The organism is bacterium (assembly GCA_035295165.1).
In the GTDB taxonomy this organism is placed as follows: domain Bacteria; phylum Sysuimicrobiota; class Sysuimicrobiia; order Sysuimicrobiales; family Segetimicrobiaceae; genus JAJPIA01.
Map to the genome: position 1 here is coordinate 30,150 of DATGJN010000026.1, position 18,721 is coordinate 48,870.

Here is an 18,721-nt window from a genome sequence, read left to right on the forward strand (position 1 = left end):
TCGTTCCAGGCGCGGGTGCGTGCGCCGAGACGGCCGGCTGACCCTCACCGCCGAGATCTCGATCGCAGTCGTTCGGCCTCGCTGATCTCGGGCGTGACAGGCTCACCCGTCCAAACGAGAGATATGCGCATCGGCGCGCTGTTGCGCGTTCCGGCTCAGGTGATCCAGCGCCGCATCATCAAGGGGCTCAACGCCGCCGGTTTTGCGGAGCTGCGCGTGCCGCATATGGCGGTGCTGCAATATCCAGGCCCGGATGGGGTTCGCCCAGGCATTCTCGCCGGGCGCGCAGGCATGAGCAAGCAGGCCATGAACCAGTTACTCCGGAGCCTCGAAAGTCTCGGCTACATCGTCCGGTCAGATGCCCCCGACGAGGGTCGCGCGCGAATCGTCCGCTTTACCAATCGCGGACGCGCCGCGTTCTCAAAAATCTACGACATACTCGGCGATCTCGAGCGCGAATGGCGCGCTGAGCTGGGGCCAGAGCGGTTCGACCAGCTCAAAGAGTTGCTGTTCCGCGTGTGGGAGAGCCCGTTGACCCGCTCGTAGGCGAGAACGCGGCACACCTGCCCGAGGATGCCATCGACTCCTTGGAGTAGCGGACGACCATGAAATCGAACGCTTCTTGCGAGACTGGCCTGCGGCCAGCCATACTCGGATGGTCGGTGCGAAAGAGTGGGGCTATGTCGCAGCGAGCAGTGTCAGTCTCGGAGTCCCCGAGCCACGTGAGCACATCCAAGATGGCACGGCCGTTCCGCACGTCCCTCGGAACCGTTTGGAACCGAATGGACTAAGGCCCCCCGAGTTAGCGAGGGCGATCCAGAGACGTCAGGGCGCAATTGCCACACCAGATAAGGCGTTCCGGGGATAGTCAGGGATCCGAAGGACCGAAAAGATAACACGGCGTTAATCCATTCACCACCTCGCCTTGCTACGGTGCGTCGAGGCGCGCCGCCGCCGCTCGGTGTTGCGTCCGCGTGCGGCGTCGGCTGCGACGCGTTGAACACCGGAGGACACACATGTCTCGAGGCGATCTCCTGATCGTCGCCACCTCGGTCGCGCTGCTGTCGGGCTTCCCCGCGACCGCCGCGGTGTCGGCGGACCCGGACGGGATCGCGACGGCGACCCCGATCAAGCACCTCGTCGTGATCTTCGACGAGAACAACTCCTTCGACCACTACTTCGGTACGTATCCATACGCCGCCAATCCGCCAGGGGAGCCGCCGTTTGTTGCGAGGCCCGATACGCCGACCGTCGACGGGCTCACCCTGGAGCTGCGATTCCACAATCCGAACGCAGCGGCGCCGTTCCGGCTGGATCGCGCGCAGGCCAGGACGTGCGACAACGACAATCACTACAAGGACGAACAGACGGCGTACGACGGTGGTCTGCTCGATGGGTTCGTGACGCTCAGCGCCGCCGCGGCGGAGTGCACGCCCCATCTGGCGATGGGCTACTATGACGGCAATACCGTCACCGCGCTGTGGAACTACGCCCAGCACTTCGCGATGAGCGACCGGTTCTTTGCGTCCACGTTTGGTACGACCGTGATGGGCCATCTCAACCTGGTGGCCGGCCAGACTCACGGTGCGGACCCGGCGTCGATCCCCGGCGCGGTGGTCAACGGGTCGGTGATCGGGAACGTGGATCCGGCGGCCGATGACTGCGCCGCCGGCCGGACCGTGCAGATGGGCAACCGGAACATCGGCGATCTCCTAAACGCCAAGGGCGTCTCGTGGGGCTGGTTCTACGGCGGCTGGGCGCCGACCGGCAGCAGGAACGGTAAGGCGGTGTGCCGCGGCGACTACAATGCGCACTACGCGCCGTTTCAGTACTATGGGTCGACCGCGAACCCTCACCACCTGCCGCCGGCGTCGGTGACGTCGATCGGACGGACGGATCAGGCCAACCACCAATACGACGCCGCGGACTTGTGGCGCGCGGCGTCGAACGGCACGGTACCCGCGGTGATCTTTCTCAAGGCCCCGCGGATCCAGACCGGGCATCCCGAAGACTCGGACCCTCTGGCGGAGCAGCAGTTCCTGGTCGACACGATCAACCGCTTAGAGCGTCTTCCCCAGTGGCGCTCGATGGCGATCCTGATCACATACGACGACTCGGACGGATGGTACGATCACGTCATGCCGCCGATCATGAGCCGATCTCACGATCCGGCGAACGATGCGCTGCTGGGCCCGACCGGCCTGTGCGGGGCGCCCCCGGCGGGGGCGTATCCGGACCGGTGCGGGTATGGGCCGCGCCTGCCCCTTCTGGCGATCTCGCCCTTCGCCAGGCAAAACTACGTCGCGCACACGACAACCGACGTCGCGTCGATCATCCGCCTCATTGAGGACAACTGGCGCCTGGGACGGCTCGGGGACCAGTCCTTCGATGCGATCGCCGGACCGATGCTTGATCTCTTCGACTTCGGCGGCCAACGGGCGCCTGCGCTGTTTCTCGATCCCAGGACCGGAGAGCCCGTGCCCGGGCACTGCGCGAGGGCGCGGCGTTCGACGAACCGGGAACCCAGAGCTCCGGCCGGGGACGCGTCACGGCGCGTCGGTTTCGACCTCATACCACAGCGTCCGGTACTGCGGCCCGATGTCGACGATCGCGCGGCCCTGTTCGACGTGCACGGGGACCGGTTCTCTCTGCTGGCCGCGTTCGTCGAGCGCCCAGACCCGCACCCGCCCGCTGTTCGCGGTCAGGGTGACGCGCGCAGGCACGCCCTCCGCCAACACGGGAGGACCGCCCCAGTGGTTGCCGAGCGTGACCGAGACGCCGTCGGGAGGCGGCCCCGTACCCGCGGGGCGGTCCGGGTAGATCGTCCACCGCGCGTCGGTGTTCTGGGAGTACCCGAGTGCGACGACGATCATGCGCCGCGCTCGGTCCAGCGGTGCGGATCCGTCCATCGCCGTCACCGCCCACACGCCGAACCCGTGTTGGTTCGTGGCCCCCGGCTGTAGCGTGACCGGACCGAACGGAAACGTACGCCCGCCGCCGAATCCGATCACCGCCTTCGTGCGCGGAGTGTCGACCGTCACGACGCCGCGTCCTTCTTCCCGCACCGCCCACGCGAGTTGACCGGTGTCGCTCACGGCACGTCCGGTCTCCGGACGAGGTTCCGCGGGCGCCGGAGGCGCACCGCTCGCGACGGCGACGCGGTGCCGAAGCGGCAGGATCTCCGCCCCCCGGCCGATGGTCTCATACGCACGGCCGATATCCGTGGACCGGGCGATCTCCTGCTCCTGCTCGGCCGTGGAGCCGACCGTCACCAGCCGCACGCCCGGTGCCACGTCCTCCCGCCTGAACATCACCGCCCCCAGCCAGGCGCTCAGCAACCGGACGGGGTCGGTGTCGAGGGCGAAGTAGTTGCGGATCACCGGCCTGGCCCAATCCTCCTGCGACAACCACTGGGATCCCCAACCCTCCCGGTACGCCCATCCCGCGACGCCATCCCAGTCCTGGAGCGATCCATAGGCGGAGGCTAGCATGAACGCCTCGGCCCCGAAGGTGTTCGGTTGTGGATGGTTGTACTCGTCGACGACGAGCGGCCTGCCGGGTCGGCGGTAGAAGGCGATCCGGTTGAGCGGGTACCACCCATCGCGGGCGCCCGTCATGCTCCGGTTTCGCACAAACCAATTGTCGGGATCCCACGGACGGCCGGGAAAGACGGGATGCGACCAGTAGCCGTGCATGGATGTGACGTCTGACTCTACCTGTGTGTCAGTCGGGCTGTAGTCCGCCTGCGAGCCCACGAGCAGCGACCGCACGTGCAGCTCGTCCCGGAGAAACCGAAACTGGTCGGCAAAGAACGCCCGTTGGGTCTCGAAGAGGAACGCCACCCAATCGCGTTGAGCGCCGAGCGTGCGCCCGGTCAGCGCCGCGTGGGCGAGCGGGGGCACCGTTCCTCGCGTGGCGCTCTCGTCGTCGCCGAGACCGACGACCGCATCCTGGAGGAGTGACACGCCGGTCACCGATACCGTCGCGGGTTGATAGCCCACGACGAGATTGAGCTTCGCGTCCGGCTCGGATTCGGTCGCGGTCAGCTCCGCCGCGTATTCATGCCACGCGTCGGTGAGCGTCCAGTCGACGGACTGCGTGACCACACGGTAGGGGGGATGCGCCTGTTGGACGTTGACCGTGATCCGGATGCCGGGCCGGACCGCGCGGGCCCACAGGGTCAGCCGGTACGGACGGTCTTTCTGCAACCGCAGTCGGTTCTGGGAAACGGTGACGTGCCAGCCTTCGGCGTCGACGCGGGCGACCCGCACGTCCATCCGCGGCGCCCCCGGTTGGGGGCCGCCCGCCCCGACCTCCGTCTGAGCGCTCGCATCGCCGTGCAGATCGAGGCGCCAGCCGGTCGTCCCACGCTCGAACCCGCCGTTTGCCAGGAGTTCTGGGCCCGCCGCGGAGGCGCCCGCGGTCCACGCGGCGCGCAGCGCCGCGTCGTCTCGGTAACGCGCGCGCAGCCACCGGTTCCACCTCATCTGGAGTTCCTCGGTGAGGGGATGCAGCGCCGGCGCCGCTCCGGTGATGAGAGGATCGAGCGCGCCTTGATCCCACGAACTCAGCAGCCCGTCCTCGTTGGTCACCTCCACGATCGCAATCGCCGGGTCTTCAGCGTAGGTCAACCCCGTGCGGGGATTGCGGTGCGTCAGGAGCTGCCGGGCGAGCGCCTGGTTCTCGGCGATCACGGGCGTATAGAACGCCGTCACGCCCGTGCCGTCAGACGGCCATCCCTCCGGCACGCTCTGCTGCGCGCCGAGGACGCCGGACGGGTACGCGCTGCGGAAATGGTTCAGCACCAGGTGCACGTAGATGCCGTGGTTGCGGAGTGCCGCAACGACCTCGTCGAGACGGCTGAGCGCGTCGGGGTCCAGCGTTCGCGTGACGGGGTTGAGCCATCCCGAGGGCGCCAGATTGGAGTTTTGGGCGATGCGGACGTAGTTCACGCCCATCCGGGCGAGCCGGGCGGCGACCCGCTCGGCCGTGGCACGGTCGGTGAGCGCCGCGCCGCTCGCGAGGTCGAACCCCCACAGGCGCACGCGCTCGTCGCCCCGGTACAGATGGCCGTCCGAGCCGGCGCGCAGGCGGTCCGCCTCGCCCTCGATCGGCCGGTTCCACCCGCTGAGGTCCGTCGGTCCTGGCGACGCGTCGTCCCACGGCATCGTAAATGGAAAGAGGTTGTCCGCGCCATGAGAGCGCGGCGGCGGAGTCATAGACACGAGCGCCGCCACCAGCCCCACCGCGAGCGCGCGTACGGCCCACAGGGATGCGCGTCCGGACCGAGCCGGGCGAGCTGGCGTTTGACTATCGTTCCACGGTCGCAGAACCGCACCACCCCACCAGGCGTCTCCGCATCGTCGAGGTGCCCCCGGAAGATGCCTCCTGCACGAGCAACAACGTCCAAACACGGTCCGATGGTTCCAGGCGCCGTCCGGACATCGCTCCGGGCCGTCCCGCACTCGTCGCCGATCCGCGCCGCGGTGCGGACCGCCCGGGAGGGAACGGAGATACCGTGCCGTAATAGTGTGCAATTCCGAAGTCCCGAACATCAATCCGCGATGAGGTGACGCATGACGCAACGCCACTGGCCCGCCTGTCCCAGACACGCGCCTCGGTCAGACGGGTCGTTGGGGATCGCGTCGGCGGGCGCCCGCATAGCCGGCGCGATGAATCGGCGTACCTTCCTCCGCACGGGGGCGCGAACGGTCGTGGGCGCGGCCGCGATCGCAGCGGGGAGCGGCTGGCTCGAGGGGGTGCGGGACACCGCAGCCGCGGCGCCCGCGGTCAAGGCGGCCGTCCAGTTCGGCTGGGTCAAGACCGTCGAATTCGCCGGGAGCTTCATCGCAGATGACCGCGGGTACTACACGTCCGAGGGGCTGGACATCGACATGCTCTCGGGCGGTCCGGGGGTGGACGTCGTCACCGCGATCGTGTCCGGGAAGGCCACGTTCGGTTGCGGCACCGGCGCGCAGATCCTGGCGAAAGCGAGGCAGCAGGGCGCCCCGATCAAGGTGCTCGGTGTGCTGTACCAGAAGAGCCCGCTCGCGGTGCTCTCGTTGAAGAAGAGTCCGATCCGAACGCCGCAGGAGTTGCTCGGGAAGCGGGTTGGCGTTGCGGCCGCGGACAGCATTCCGTGGACGACGTGGTTGGCGCTCAACCACCTGGATGCGTCCAAGATCACGCGCGTGCCCGTGCAGTTCGATCCGGCGCCGCTCGTGACGGGTCAGGTGGATGCGTTCCTGTCGTTTGCGACCGAACAGCCGGTGGAGCTACAGGTCGCGGGGGTGCCGGTCGAGTTCTTTTTGCTGGCCGACTATGGGTACGCGTCGTACTCGGGATGCTACTACGTCCTCGAGGACACGCTCAAGAACCGCCGCGACGACGTCGTACGTTTCATGCGCGCCGAGGTTCGCGGGTGGGAGGCGAACGCGGCGAACCCGTCGCTCGGCGCCAAGCTCACGGTCGAGAAGTACGGGAAGGCACTCGGGCTGAGCTACATGTCCCAATATCTGGGGAACAAGGTGACGGTCGAAAAACTAATGCAGACCCCGGTGACCAAACAGCACGGGCTGCTGTGGATGGGGGATGCCGAAATCGCCGCCAACGTGTCCCTGTTCAAGCAGACCGGCATCACGGTCGGCCCGGAGCTGTTCACCTCGGAGGTGCTCCAGGAGATCTACCGCGGGCGGAACCGGGTGTGACCGCACCGGCCGCAGCCGCGCGGCCGGCGGTGGGTGAGCGGTGACAGCCGGCGATGTCGGCGCCGCGACGTCCGCGGCGCGTCCCCCCGCGGGGTTGGTGCTCGACGGCGTCCGCAAGACCTATCGCCTCGGCGGACGGGAGATTCAGGCGATCGGCCGCATGGACCTCCGCGTCGCGGCGGGCGCGTTTGTCGCGCTGTTGGGCCCGTCGGGGTGCGGCAAGTCCACCGCGCTCCGGCTGCTGGCGGATCTCGAGACGCCCACCGAAGGCGTCGTGCTCGTGGAGGGCGCACCGCCGGCGGCCGCGCGCGCGCAGCGCCGCCTGGCCATCGCGTTCCAGGATCCCGCGCTGCTGCCGTGGCGGACGGTCTACGGCAACGTGACGCTCCCGCTCGAGGTCACGGGTATTCGTGTTCCGAAGCACGAGGTGCTCGATCTGATCGCGCTCGTTGGCCTGCGCGGGTTCGAGAGCGCGCGCCCCGGGCAGCTCTCGGGCGGCATGCGGCAGCGCGCCGCCATCGCGCGCGCGCTGGTGACGCGTCCGCGGGTGCTGTTGCTGGACGAGCCGTTCGGCGCGCTCGACGAGATGACGCGTCAACGGATGAACTTGGAGCTCCTGCGAATTTGGGGCGAGCAGGCCCCGACGACGCTGCTCGTCACCCACTCGATCGCCGAGGCGGTGTTTCTGGCAGACCGGGTGGTGGTCATGACCCCGCATCCGGGCACCGTCCGCGCCGAGGTGCCGATCGATCTCGCGCGTCCGCGAGGGCCGGCGCTCCTGCGCAGCCCCTCGTTCCACGCCCTTTGCGACCGGCTCAGCGAGCTGTTGTTTACGGGCGCCGAGACCGATGACGTCGCTGGGCGGTGAGGGACCGGCCGCGGATGTGCCGGCGGCCGGCGCCCGGTCGCACGCCCGCGGCCTGGGGCGGCTTCCCGCGTGGAGCGACGCGATCCTGGGACCGGTCGCGCTCGCGGGGCTGTGGCAACTCGCCGGAACGGTGCTGCCGTGGGCACGCTACACGCTGTCGAGTCCGTCCGCGATCGCGCTCCGCGCGTGGCACGACCTGGCGATCTACCCGACGAACGTGGCCACGACCCTCTCGGAGGCGGGGCGCGGGTTTCTGTGGGGGAACGTGGTCGCGATCGTGCTCGCGCTCGTGATCGTGCAGGCGCCACGGATCGAGGCGCTCCTCATGCAAGTGGCGATCGTGATCTACGCCACGCCGCTGCTCGCGATCGCACCGATCATCGCGGTCGTGCTCCCCGGCGACGAGCCCAAGGTGGTGCTGGCGGCGCTGGCCGTCTTCTTTCCGACCGTGATCGCCGCGCTGATCGGCCTCCGTTCGGCGGACGCCGCGTCGCTCGATCTCATCCACACGCTTGGCGGCCGATCATGGGACGTGCTCCGCAAGGTGCGCGTGCCCGCGAGCGTGCCTTGGATCTTCGCGGGGCTCCGCATCGCCGCGCCGGCGGCCGTGCTCGGCGCCGTGCTCGGCGAGTTCCTCGGGGGGGACCGCGGACTCGGTGTCGCGATGGTAAACGCCATGGCGACGCTGGACACGCCGCGGGTGTGGGGGCTCGCGATCGCGTCCAGCGCGCTCGCCGGCGCCGGGTTCGTGATGGCGGCCGTCGCCGCCCGCGCGCTCGTGACCTGGTCGCCGCCGCTCGACGTGGCAGTGGCATCGATCGGCCGGCTCGCCGGGTCGGCCGTTGGGCTGCCGTGGGCGGCCCGCCGGGCGGGACTGCTGGTGCTCTCGATCGGGGTGATGCTGGGCCTGTGGACGGCGTTCATCACGATCTTCCATCTCAATCCGTTCTTCGCGAAAGACCCCGGCGCGGTCGCGCGCGACCTGTTCGCGGGGCCGCAAGCGCCGGGGGAGCGGGGCGCGCTCGCGCAGGCCCTCGCGATGACGCTCGCCGACGCCGCGGTCGGATTTGCGGCCGGCACGGCTGCCGCGGCGCTCGTGGCCGTCGTCTTCGTGGTGCACCCGCGCCTCGAGCGGGCGTTCATGCCGGTGGCGATCGCGCTCCGCTCCGTGCCGGTGATCGCGATGACGCCGCTGTTGGTGTTGCTGTTCGGCCGGGGGCTCCTTGGCACCACCGTCATCACCGGGATCATCACGTTCTTTCCGACGTTGGTAAATGTGCTGCAGGGGCTCCGCTCCGCGTCGCCGCAGGCCGTCGAGGTGCTGACGTTGTACGGGGCCGCGCCATGGACGGTCGTGTGGAAGGTACGGCTCCCGAGCGCCCTGCCAAGCCTCTTCGCGTCGGTGCGTATCTCGGCGCTCGGTTCGATCCTGGGCGCGATCGTCGCCGAGTGGCTGGCGACCGGGCGCGGTCTCGGGTATTTGATGATCATCTCGCGGGCGCAGTTCCAGTTTCCGATGTTGTGGGCCGCGGGAATGCTCGTCACGGTCGTGTCGGTGGTCATCTACGGGATCATCTCGTGGATCGAGATCCCGGTCCTCCGGCGCTACGCGCCCGGTCAGGTCGATCAATGACGCGGGACGACGCAGGATGAAACGGGGTGGCGCATGGCGATGACGTGGAGCGGCGAGCCGGTCTACGATCGGAAGGCGCTGATCGACGCGGCGGCCGGGCGGCGCGAACTGGACCTCGTGGTGCGGGGCGTTTCCGTTGTCAACGTGTTCACCGGCGAGGTGCGTCCGGGCGACATTGGGATCAGCGGAGGGCGGATCGCGCATGTCACCGGGCCGGGGGAGCCCCCGCTTGCCGGGCGCGAGATGGTGGACCGCCCGGACTGGTTCGCGATTCCCGGGCTGATCGACACGCACGTGCACATCGAGAGCAGCATGATCACGGCGCGGCACTACAGCGAGGTGGTGCTGCCTCACGGCACCACCACCGTGCTCATCGACCCGCACGAGCTCGCCAACGTGATGGGCCTGCGAGGCGTCCGGTACATGGTGGACGATTCCGCTGCCACACCGCTCCGTGTGCTCGTGACGGCACCGTCCTGCGTGCCGTCGGCGCCGTCGGTGGAGACCGCGGGCGCCAGTTTCGGCCGCCGGGAGATCGAGGAGATGCTGACGTGGCCGCGGGTCGTCGGGCTGGCGGAGGTGATGGACTATCCCGCGGTGATCCGGGGCGACGACCGGATGCTGGGGTTGATCGAGGCGGCGGAGGCGGCGGGCGGAATCGTCCAGGGACACGCGCCGCGCGTCCGCGGGCGACTGTTGTCGGCGTATGTTGCGGCCGGGATCGATTCCGACCACGAGAATCGCGAGGCGGTCGACGCGCTCGCCAAGCTTCGCGCCGGCCTCTACCTCGACGTGCGGGAGAGTTCGCTGTCGCCGAACGCCGCGGCCATGGCCGAGGCGCTTCGAGGCCGCGGGTATCTGCCGACCGTCACGCTCTGCACGGACGACGTCGTGCCTGAGGACCTGCTGCGATACGGCCACATCGATCATGTTGCCCGGCGGCTCGTCGAGGAGGGGCTGGACCCCGTGGATGTCGTGCGGTTCGCGACGCTCAACGCGGCCAACCGGATCCGCCGGCACGACCTCGGCGCGTTGAGCCCCGGTCGGATCGCCGACGTGGTGCTGTTGTCCGACATCGGGCGGTTTGACGTTCGCGAGGTCTACCGCGCGGGCCGCCTCGTGGCGCAGGACGGGCGATGCGTCGTCGTGCCGCCGGCGGAGCGCCTTCGCGCCGAGAGCGCCGCCGTGGAGCGCGAGAACACGATCCATCTGCCGGCCGGTCTCGGCGCCGACGCGTTCCGGCTACGCGTCCCGGGAACGCCGGACGGCGACGCGGTAATCCGCGTGATCGACTTCAACGGCCGCAGCGCGCCCGTGCGGACGACCTACGGTACGATGCGGGTCCGGATCGCAGGCGGCGAGGTGACGCTGCCCGCGGGCGACGGACGGCCCGCCGTGACCCTCGCGGTCGTCGAACGCCACGGCCGGCACGGGGGCGTGACCTGCGCCGTCCTCCGCGGCTTCGGTCCGAGCGAGGGGGCGCTCGCCAGTTCGGTGTCCCACGACTCGCACAATCTGACGGTGGTAGGGACCGATCGGGACGACATGCTCGCGGCATGCCGCGCGCTCGCCGAGTGCGGCGGTGGCATCGTGCTCGTGCGCCGCGGGGCGGTGGTCGCAAAGATCGACCTGCCGGTTGCCGGGCTCCTGTCGTTGCGTCCGGCCGAGGATGTCGCCCGCGAGGTCGCGGCGTTCCGGCGCGCGGCCGAGGCGGCCGGGATGGTGGGGGAGCGACCGTTCACCGGTATCGTCTCGCTCACGCTCGCGGTGAGCCCGGAAGCCAAGCTGTCCGACCTCGGACTGATCGACGTGGAGCGCCAGACGCTGCTGCCGATGGTCGTGGGGTAACGCGGCAGACCTGAATCTCGCGACGCTGGGCCTGCTGCTGTCGGCGGCCACCGGTGTGATCGGCGGCACGTCGATCCTCGCCGTACTGGAGCGCCTGCAGACGATCCGCAGCGTCTCGCAGACGGGGAAGCAGACGCTGCGCGGCGCAACCGTACTCGGGTTGACGTGGATCTACGCCCGGACCGCGGACGCTCAATGGAAGGAGTAGACGACGGTGGACGCAACGGCAGGAGGCGGACCGATGCAACTGGGGTTTGTGAGCGCCATTCTTGCGGATCTCTCGCTCGAGGCCGTGTTCCATGTTGCGGCCCAGGCTGGGTTCGATTGCATCGAGGTGATGTGCTGGCCGCGCGGGAAGGCGGAGCGGCGATACGCCGGGGTGACCCATATCGACGTCACGGCGCTGGACGCCCGGACCGTCGCGGACGTGCACGGGTTGATACGATGGAGCCGCGTGCAGATCTCCGCGCTCGGATACTACCCGAATCCCCTTGCGCCCGATGAGACCGAGCGCCGCGTCGCCCTCGACCATCTTCACGCGGTCATCGACGCAGCCCAGCGCCTGGGGCTCTCCCGCGTCAATACGTTCGTCGGGCGGGACCCCCACCGCTCGATCGACGATCAGTGGCCGTTGTTCCGGGAGGTGTGGCCGCCGCTCGTTCAGTACGCCGCGGAGCGGAACGTCTGCCTCGGGGTCGAGAACTGCCCGATGCTGTTCACGCAGGACGAGTGGCCGGGCGGCAAGAACTTGGCGATCAGCCCGGCGGTCTGGCGGCGGATGTTCGAGGAGATCCCCGACCCGCACTTCGGCCTCAACTACGACCCGTCGCACATGATCTGGCAGCAGATGGACGAGATCCGGCCGATCGCGGAGTTCCGCGCGCGGCTGCACCACGTGCACGCGAAGGACGCCAGGCTCGACCGGCGCCGGCTCGACGACGTCGGGGTGCTCGCGGTCCCGCTTGCGTTCCACACGCCGAAGCTCCCGGGGCTGGGCGACGTGCGGTGGGGGCCGTTCTTTTCCGCGCTGACGGACGCGGGCTACGCGGGGCCGGTCTGCGTCGAGGTCGAGGACCGCGCGTACGAAGCCACCCTCGACGATCGCAAGCGCGCGCTGCGGCAGTCCGCGGCGTACTTGAGACAGTTCATCCCGCGGGGCTGAGGTCGGCGGGCCGCGGAAGGAGAGGCCGAGATGCCCGAGGGTCCGAACCTTCCCATTCGCGTCGGCGTCATCGGCGCCGGCTTCATCGGCCCCGCGCACATCGAGTCGCTCCGCCGCCTTGGGTTCGTGCGCGTCGTTGCGCTGGCCGGGAGCAGTCAGGCGTCGGCCGAGCACAAGGCCGCGTCGCTGTTCGTCCCCGCGGCGTACGGGGACTATCGCCGCCTGATCGAGGCCCCCGACGTGGACGTCGTGCACATCACCGCCGCCAACGTCCACCACTACCCGGCGGCCAAGGCGGCGCTCGAGGCCGGCAAGCATGTCGTGTGCGAGAAACCGCTGGCGATGACGACCGCGGAATCCGCGGAGCTCGTTCGCCTTGCGGAGGCGAGCGGGCTGGTCAACGCCGTCACGTTCAACATCCGCTTCTATCCGCTGCTCCAGCACGCCCGCGCGCTCATCGGACGCGGCGATCTCGGCCCGGTGTATCTCGTGCACGGCGGCTACTGGCAGGACTGGCTGCTGCTCGACACCGACTACAACTGGCGGGTCGATCCGGTGGAAGGGGGCGCGTTGCGCGCCGTCGGCGACATCGGTTCCCACTGGCTCGATCTCGCGCAGCACCTGACCGGCCTGCCGATTCGCGCGGTGCTCGCCGACCTCACCACGGTGCTGCCCTTGCGCCGGAGGCCGTCGAGGCCGCTCGACGCGTTTGCGACCGCCGCCGTCGAGCGCACGCCCGTGCGGGTGGAGACCGAAGACGCCGCGACCGTGATGCTGCGGCTCGGCGATGCCGCGCGCGGTGTCATGATGGTCTCGCAGGTGAGCGCCGGGCGCAAGAACCGTCTCGCGATCGAGGTGAACGGCGCGCGCGGCTCGATCGCGTGGGACGGGGAGCGCCCGAACGAACTGTGGCTCGGGCACCGCGACCGGCCGAACGAGACGTTGATCAAGGACCCCGCCCTGCTGGACCCTGCGGCGAGGCCCTACGCACGGTATCCGGGGGGCCATGCGGAGGGATTTGCCGACAGCCACACCGCGATCAACCGCGCGATCTACGACTACCTTCGTGCGGGCGGCCGGCGGTCGGGACGCCCGCCGGAGTTCCCGACGTTCGCCGACGGCCACCGCGAGAACGTCATCGCCGAGTGCATCCTGGCGAGCGCCCACGCGGCCCGGTGGGTTGAGGTGCCGGCGTCGTGACCCCGGTCGGCACTCTGGGCGCGGGCTTCATGCGCGAGATCCACAGCGCCGCATGGCAGAACGCCCCGCAGGCGCATGTCGTCGAGGTGGAGGGATGACGATGGACGGGCTGACGGCCCGCTTGAACGGGCTCTGCGACGCGCAGCCGTTCGAGACGGGCTGGTACCTGAAAGACCTGGCGACGGGGTCGACGGCGCACCGCGGCGGGGACGTCGTGGTGCCGTCGGCGAGTACGCGCAAGATCGCGATTCTGATGACGGCGTTGCGCGCCGTCGAGGCGGGGCGGCTGTCGTTGACCCAGCCCGTGCTGATCCAGGCGAAGCACCAGACCAGCAACAGCGGATGCTTCCAGTTCTTCCTGCCGGATTTCACGCTGCCGCTGCGGGACGTGCTCGTGATGATGATCATCGTGAGCGACAACGCCTGTACCGGCACCGTGGTCGAGATGCTCGGGCTCGACGCGATCAACGAGTTCAGCCGGTCCGTGGGGATGACGGGCACCGCGCACCGCCAACCGGTCCCGCCGAACGTCGATCTCGGCGTGGAGGCGAACCGCGACATCCCGCCCGACCTCAACCGCCTCAACGTGACGACGCCCGCCGACGCGGGCCGGCTGCTCGAGCTGATCTGGCTCGGGACGCACGATGCGGCGGCGGCGGCCCGCCTGGGGTGCAGCCAGGCGCTCTGCCGGCTTGCGCTCGATATCCTCGGCTGGCAGCGGCTTCAGCAGCGCCTCCCCTCGCTGCTCCCGGTCGGGACCAAGGTGGCGCACAAAACGGGCACGGCGGCGCGGAACTTCAACGATGCCGGGATCGTTTTCGAACACGACCGGCCGTTGTTCATCCTCACCGTGTACACTGGGCGCGTCCCGTGGACGCTACCCGACGGCACTCCCGGCAAGGCGGGGGCGAGCCACCACATCGGGCGGCTGTGCCGGGCGTGCTGGGACGTGCTCAGCACCGAGGAGGGCCCGGCCTACACCGGATCCTAGCTCACGAGCCCCTCACGAGGCGCCACAGTTTCTCGCCGGTCAGCGGCAGGTCGACGCCGCGCACGCCGAGGGGCGCCAGCGCATCCAGGACCGCGTTGGCCAGCGCGGGCGGCGCGCCGACGGTGCCGGCTTCGCCGATGCCCTTCGCACCCAACGAGGTGTACGGGGTCGGCGTTTCAGTGAATTCCGCGGCGATCGCCGGGACGTGCGGCGCACGGAGCATGGCGTAGTCCGTGAACGTCGCAGTGAGCAGCTGGCCGGTGTCGTCGTAGACGACTTCCTCGACCAGCGTCTGGCCGAGCCCCTGGACGATTGCGCCGATTACCTGACCCTCGGCGAGCAGCGGATTGACGATCCGGCCGGCATCGTCCACGGCCACGAACTTCAGGATCCGTACCTCTCCGGTGTCGCGTGCGATCTCGACGACGGCGGCGTACGCACCGAACGGGTAGACCATGTCCGGCAGCGAGAAGGTGCCTGAGGTCTCGAGCCCCGGCTCGATGGTGGCCGGGAGGCGGGCCGGTTGGTGCGCCGCCGCAGCCACCTGCCGGAACGTCACCGCGCGGGCGGGCGCCCCTCGGACGGACAGACGGCCGTCGCCCCACTGGAGGTCCGCGTCCGACGCTTCCAGGAGATGCGCGGCGATGCGTCGCATTTTGGTCTTGATCTTTTCCAGCTCGCCCACCAGCGCGGCGCCGCCGACCGCAATCGAGCGGCTGCCGAAGGTGCCGACGCCCGTGGGCATGAGCGCGGTGTCGCCCTGCTGAACCACGATCGTGTCCATCGGCACCTGGAGAACGTCGGCCGCGATCTGCCCGAACGTCGTGTCGTGTCCTTGACCGTGCGCGGTCGACCCGGTGCGAACAATCACCTGTCCGTCGGCGTGCACTGAGACGGCCGCGCTCTCCCATAACAGTCCGCCCGCGGGCTCCACGTACACGGAGAGGCCAATGCCGAGGAGTCTCCCAGCGGCCCGCGCACGCCGCTGCGCTTCCCGCCACCTGCCGTAGTCCACGAGCTCGCACGCGCGGTCGAGCGCCTGAGCGTAGTTGCCGGAGTCGTAGACTGATCCCAACGCGGAGCGGTACGGCAACCGGTCAGGCGGGATCAGGTTGCGCCGGCGCGCCGCGACGGGGTCCACGTTCAACTCGCGCGCCACGAGATCGACCATGCACTCGATCAGGTACGCGGCCTCGGGGCGCCCGGCGCCCCGGTACGCAGAGGTCGGCACCTTGTTGGTCGCGGCCCCGATGATGTCGATCCTGGCCGCGGGGATGTCGTAGACGCCCGTGACGAGCTCGGCCACGCGCGCCGTCGGCATCGCGGTCGCCGGGTACAGGTACGCGCCCGCGTCCGCGACGACCGTGCCCCGCAGCGCCGTGATTTTCCCGTCGGGCCCGACTGCGACCTCGAGGTCCGCGTCGAAGCCGCGTCCGTGGGTGGACGCGATGAAGTTGTCGCGGCGCTGCTCGATCCACTTGACCGGCCGCCCCGTCTCGATCGCGAGGTGCGCCGCCACCACCGCCCCGGATGCCAGGGCCCCCTTGCTGCCGAACGCGCCTCCGACGTCGGGCACAACGACCCGGATGCGGTCTTCCGGACGGCCGAGCATGCGGCTCAGCTGGGCGCGCGGCCGGTAGGGCTCTTGGGCGGAGACCCACAGGGTCAGCAGATCGCCCGCCGGATCATACACCGCGACGGCCGCGCGGGACTCCATCGGCGCCGGCACCACGCGCGGGATGTGGAACCGCCCGCTGACCACGCACGCCGCCGCAGCAAACGCGCCGGCGACATCCCCGCTGCCGCGCGTCATTCGGATGAGGACGTTGTCGCCGAGCGCCTCATGAAGGAGCACGGGCGACCCGAGGGCTGCGCGCGCATCGGAGAGGGCCGGCAGCGGATCGTAGTCCACCACCACCAGCGCCGCCGCGTCGATCGCGGCGGCAAGACTGTCGGCCAGGACGCCCACGACCGGCTCGCCGACGTAGCGGACCTTTTCCACCGCCAGCACGGGGTGCGGCGTGTTTGCCAGTTCGGCGTTCCGCAGGGGGTTCACGGGCATGGGACGGACCCGGCCCGCGAGATCACCAGCCGCGACGACCGCGATCACCCCCGGCGCACGCCCCGCGTCGTCGATGTGGACGCCGCGCAAGCGCGCGTGGGCGTGGGCGCTCGGCACGAGCACGAGATGAGCCATGTTGGGCAGCACGATGTCGTCGACGTACCGCCCCCGGCCTTGCAGGAATCGCAGATCCTCGCGGCGCTTCAGGTGTCGTCCGATCAACCGGCCTTCCGGGCGCGCCGCGTCCGATGTGCGGTCGGGCACTGCTCCGCCTCCTTGGCCGACCCGTGCTCAGTCGATCTTCTACTCAATACGTACAGGACCCATTCGCGGACCGCGTCGTCGGCGGGGAACGTTCGGGACCGGGCGTGTCAGCGGTCCGCCGAGGGATCGAGCGCGTCGCGCATGCCGTCGCCGACGAAGTTGAGGCTCAGCAGCGTCACGGCCAGCACGAGCGCCGGGGCGATGACCAGAAGCGGATAGGATTCGATCGCGTCCACGCCTTCCGCGATCATGAGGCCCCAACTCGGCGTCGGCGGCTGGACGCCGAGTCCGAGGAAGCTCAGCCCCGCCTCGGCGATGATGAAGTATGGAATGAGCAGGGTGGCCATGATGATGATCGGTGCCGCGACGTTGGGGAGGAGGTGGGCGGCGAGGACGTGCTGTTCCGACGCGCCCAGGCTCTTCGCGGCTTGCACGAACTCGCGGTGCCGCAGCGCGAGTGCCTGTCCCCGCACGATGCGGGCGACGTCCAGCCATCCGACGAGCGACAGCGCGAGCACGATCGCGGCGACACCGCCGGTGTCCTGATTCAACGTCCGCAGCCAGACAAGGGGGCCAGATCGAATGGCCGGCAGGAACGCCGTGAAGAAAGTCTGCAACAGCACGACGAGCAGCAGGTTCGGAATCGCATACGCGATGTCCACGACCCGCATCAGCAGCAGGTCGAACGTGCCCCCGAAATAGCCCGCGGTGAGGCCCATCGGCACGCCCACCATGAGGACGATGACGGTGGTGGCGAGGCCGACGCTCATGGAGACCCGGGCGCCGTAGACCATCCGGCTCAGCATGTCCCTGCCCAGCGCGTCGGTGCCGGCCAGGTGGTGCGCGTCCGGCGCCGCGTACGTTGAGAGCAGATCCTGTTTGTCGTACCGATAGGGCGCGAGCGTCGGCGCTCCGACGGCAATCAGGACGACGGCGGCGAGAAACAGGGCGCCGACCGCGGCCATGCGGTGCCGCGCAAACCGGGCGAGGGCACGACGGTAGCCCCGGCGCGCCTCGGCACGTCGAGCGGGGAGCCCCGCCTCGAGGAGCGACGTGCTACCCATAGCGCACTTGTGGATCGAGTGCGGCGTACGATAGGTCGACCAGGATGTTCATCGTGATAATGATGAGGGCGAACAGCAACGCGAGCGCCAGCAGCACGGGGTAGTCGCGTCCGGTCGTCGCGGTGACGAAATAGCGCCCGATCCCTGGGACGCGCGTGATTGTCTCCACGAAGAACGATCCCGTGATGACGTCGGCGACGAGGATGCCGGAGACGGTGGCGACCGGTGTCAACGCGTTCCTAAGGCCGTGGCGCAGGATCACGCGCGAGCCGGCGAGTCCCTTCGCCCGCGCCGTGCGGATGTAGTCCTGGTGCAGTACCTCGAGCAGGGACGTTCGGAGATACCGCGCGAGTATCGTCGCGGGTCGAAACCCGATCGCGACCATCGGGATGAGCACGCGGATGTCGAGCAGGCCCCGCCACCCACCCGTGGGTACCCAATGGAGCGCAACCGCGAACACGGTCACGAGCAGCGTGGCCATGACGTAGTTCGGAATCGATATGCCCAGCACCACGGCGCCCATCGCCGCGTAGTCCACGGGGGTGTTGCGGTACACCGCCGCCAGCGTGCCGAGCGGGATCCCGACGGCGATCGCGAACAGCATCGCCGCCGCTCCGAGCTGCATCGAGACCGGAAAGAACTCCGCGATGATCTCGGAGACGTCCTGCGATGTGTTGACGTACGACGGTCCGAGCGATCCGTGCACGGCGTTATCGAGGTAGAGCACGTACTGCGTCCACAGCGGCGCGTCGAGATGGTACTTGGCCTTGAGGTTCGCGATCACCTGAGGCGCGAGCGGCTTCTCGGCGTTGTCCCAGGGACCGCCCGGCGTTGCGTGCACCAGCAGGAACGCGAGGGTGTAGACGATCACCATCGTGGGGACCGCGAGCAAGAGGCGTCGGGCCAGGTAGGCGCCCATGGG

Annotated in this window: 13 protein-coding genes and 1 pseudogene; 10 read left to right on the forward strand and 4 right to left on the reverse strand. The window is 69.5% G+C overall.

The window, feature by feature from the left end; all coding sequences use genetic code 11:
• Positions 1 to 123 precede the first annotated feature (123 nt).
• Positions 124 to 546 carry a MarR family winged helix-turn-helix transcriptional regulator gene (locus VKZ50_03600; GenBank protein HLJ58796.1) on the forward strand — a complete coding sequence of 141 codons (423 nt, stop codon included), beginning with the start codon at positions 124 to 126 and terminating at the stop codon, positions 544 to 546.
• Positions 547 to 1,016: 470 nt separating this feature from the next.
• Entirely contained in the window at positions 1,017 to 2,963 is a 1,947-nt protein-coding gene (locus VKZ50_03605; GenBank protein ID HLJ58797.1) for an alkaline phosphatase family protein, read from the forward strand.
• A 1,047-nt stretch (positions 2,964 to 4,010) separates the two neighbouring features.
• Here VKZ50_03605 and VKZ50_03610 read toward each other — a convergent pair.
• Positions 4,011 to 5,555, reverse strand: a pseudogene (locus tag VKZ50_03610) (carbohydrate binding domain-containing protein).
• Between the two features lie 117 nt (positions 5,556 to 5,672).
• Between VKZ50_03610 and VKZ50_03615 the strand changes: the two are divergent.
• The 8 genes from VKZ50_03615 (at position 5,673) to VKZ50_03650 (ending at position 14,409) form a co-directional block, all read left to right on the forward strand.
• Positions 5,673 to 6,707 (forward strand): ABC transporter substrate-binding protein, encoded by a 1,035-nt coding sequence (locus VKZ50_03615; protein ID HLJ58798.1) that lies wholly within the window; start codon positions 5,673 to 5,675, stop codon positions 6,705 to 6,707.
• Positions 6,708 to 6,747: 40 nt separating this feature from the next.
• Positions 6,748 to 7,575 (forward strand): ABC transporter ATP-binding protein, encoded by an 828-nt coding sequence (locus tag VKZ50_03620; GenBank protein HLJ58799.1) that lies wholly within the window; start codon positions 6,748 to 6,750, stop codon positions 7,573 to 7,575.
• Positions 7,556 to 9,208: an ABC transporter permease subunit gene (locus VKZ50_03625; GenBank protein ID HLJ58800.1), complete on the forward strand. Its 1,653-nt coding sequence runs from the start codon at positions 7,556 to 7,558 to the stop codon at positions 9,206 to 9,208. The genes VKZ50_03620 and VKZ50_03625 overlap by 20 nt, the downstream gene beginning before the upstream one ends.
• Before the next feature lie 33 nt (positions 9,209 to 9,241).
• A complete protein-coding gene (locus tag VKZ50_03630; protein ID HLJ58801.1) occupies positions 9,242 to 11,056 on the forward strand; it encodes an adenine deaminase C-terminal domain-containing protein in 1,815 nt (604 codons plus the stop codon).
• A gap of 55 nt (positions 11,057 to 11,111) precedes the next feature.
• The gene (locus VKZ50_03635; protein HLJ58802.1) at positions 11,112 to 11,264 is read left to right on the forward strand and encodes a hypothetical protein; all 153 of its coding nucleotides are present in this window, start codon (positions 11,112 to 11,114) and stop codon (positions 11,262 to 11,264) included.
• A gap of 33 nt (positions 11,265 to 11,297) precedes the next feature.
• On the forward strand, positions 11,298 to 12,218 hold the full coding sequence (locus tag VKZ50_03640) for a sugar phosphate isomerase/epimerase family protein (GenBank protein HLJ58803.1): 921 nt from the start codon (positions 11,298 to 11,300) through the stop codon (positions 12,216 to 12,218).
• A 30-nt stretch (positions 12,219 to 12,248) separates the two neighbouring features.
• The gene (locus tag VKZ50_03645; GenBank protein ID HLJ58804.1) at positions 12,249 to 13,418 is read left to right on the forward strand and encodes a Gfo/Idh/MocA family oxidoreductase; all 1,170 of its coding nucleotides are present in this window, start codon (positions 12,249 to 12,251) and stop codon (positions 13,416 to 13,418) included.
• A 100-nt stretch (positions 13,419 to 13,518) separates the two neighbouring features.
• Complete coding sequence (locus VKZ50_03650) at positions 13,519 to 14,409, forward strand: serine hydrolase (GenBank protein ID HLJ58805.1); 891 nt, start codon at positions 13,519 to 13,521, stop codon at positions 14,407 to 14,409.
• Between the two features lies 1 nt (position 14,410).
• Here the strand turns inward: VKZ50_03650 and VKZ50_03655 are convergent, their stop codons facing one another.
• The 3 genes from VKZ50_03655 to VKZ50_03665 form a co-directional block, all read right to left on the reverse strand.
• Complete coding sequence (locus VKZ50_03655; GenBank protein HLJ58806.1) at positions 14,411 to 16,735, reverse strand: xanthine dehydrogenase family protein molybdopterin-binding subunit; 2,325 nt, start codon at positions 16,733 to 16,735, stop codon at positions 14,411 to 14,413.
• 107 nt (positions 16,736 to 16,842) lie between these two features.
• Positions 16,843 to 17,799: an ABC transporter permease gene (locus VKZ50_03660; GenBank protein HLJ58807.1), complete on the reverse strand. Its 957-nt coding sequence runs from the start codon at positions 17,797 to 17,799 to the stop codon at positions 16,843 to 16,845.
• Positions 17,792 to 18,718 (reverse strand): ABC transporter permease, encoded by a 927-nt coding sequence (locus tag VKZ50_03665; GenBank protein HLJ58808.1) that lies wholly within the window; start codon positions 18,716 to 18,718, stop codon positions 17,792 to 17,794. The genes VKZ50_03660 and VKZ50_03665 overlap by 8 nt, the downstream gene beginning before the upstream one ends.
• Positions 18,719 to 18,721: the final 3 nt, after the last annotated feature.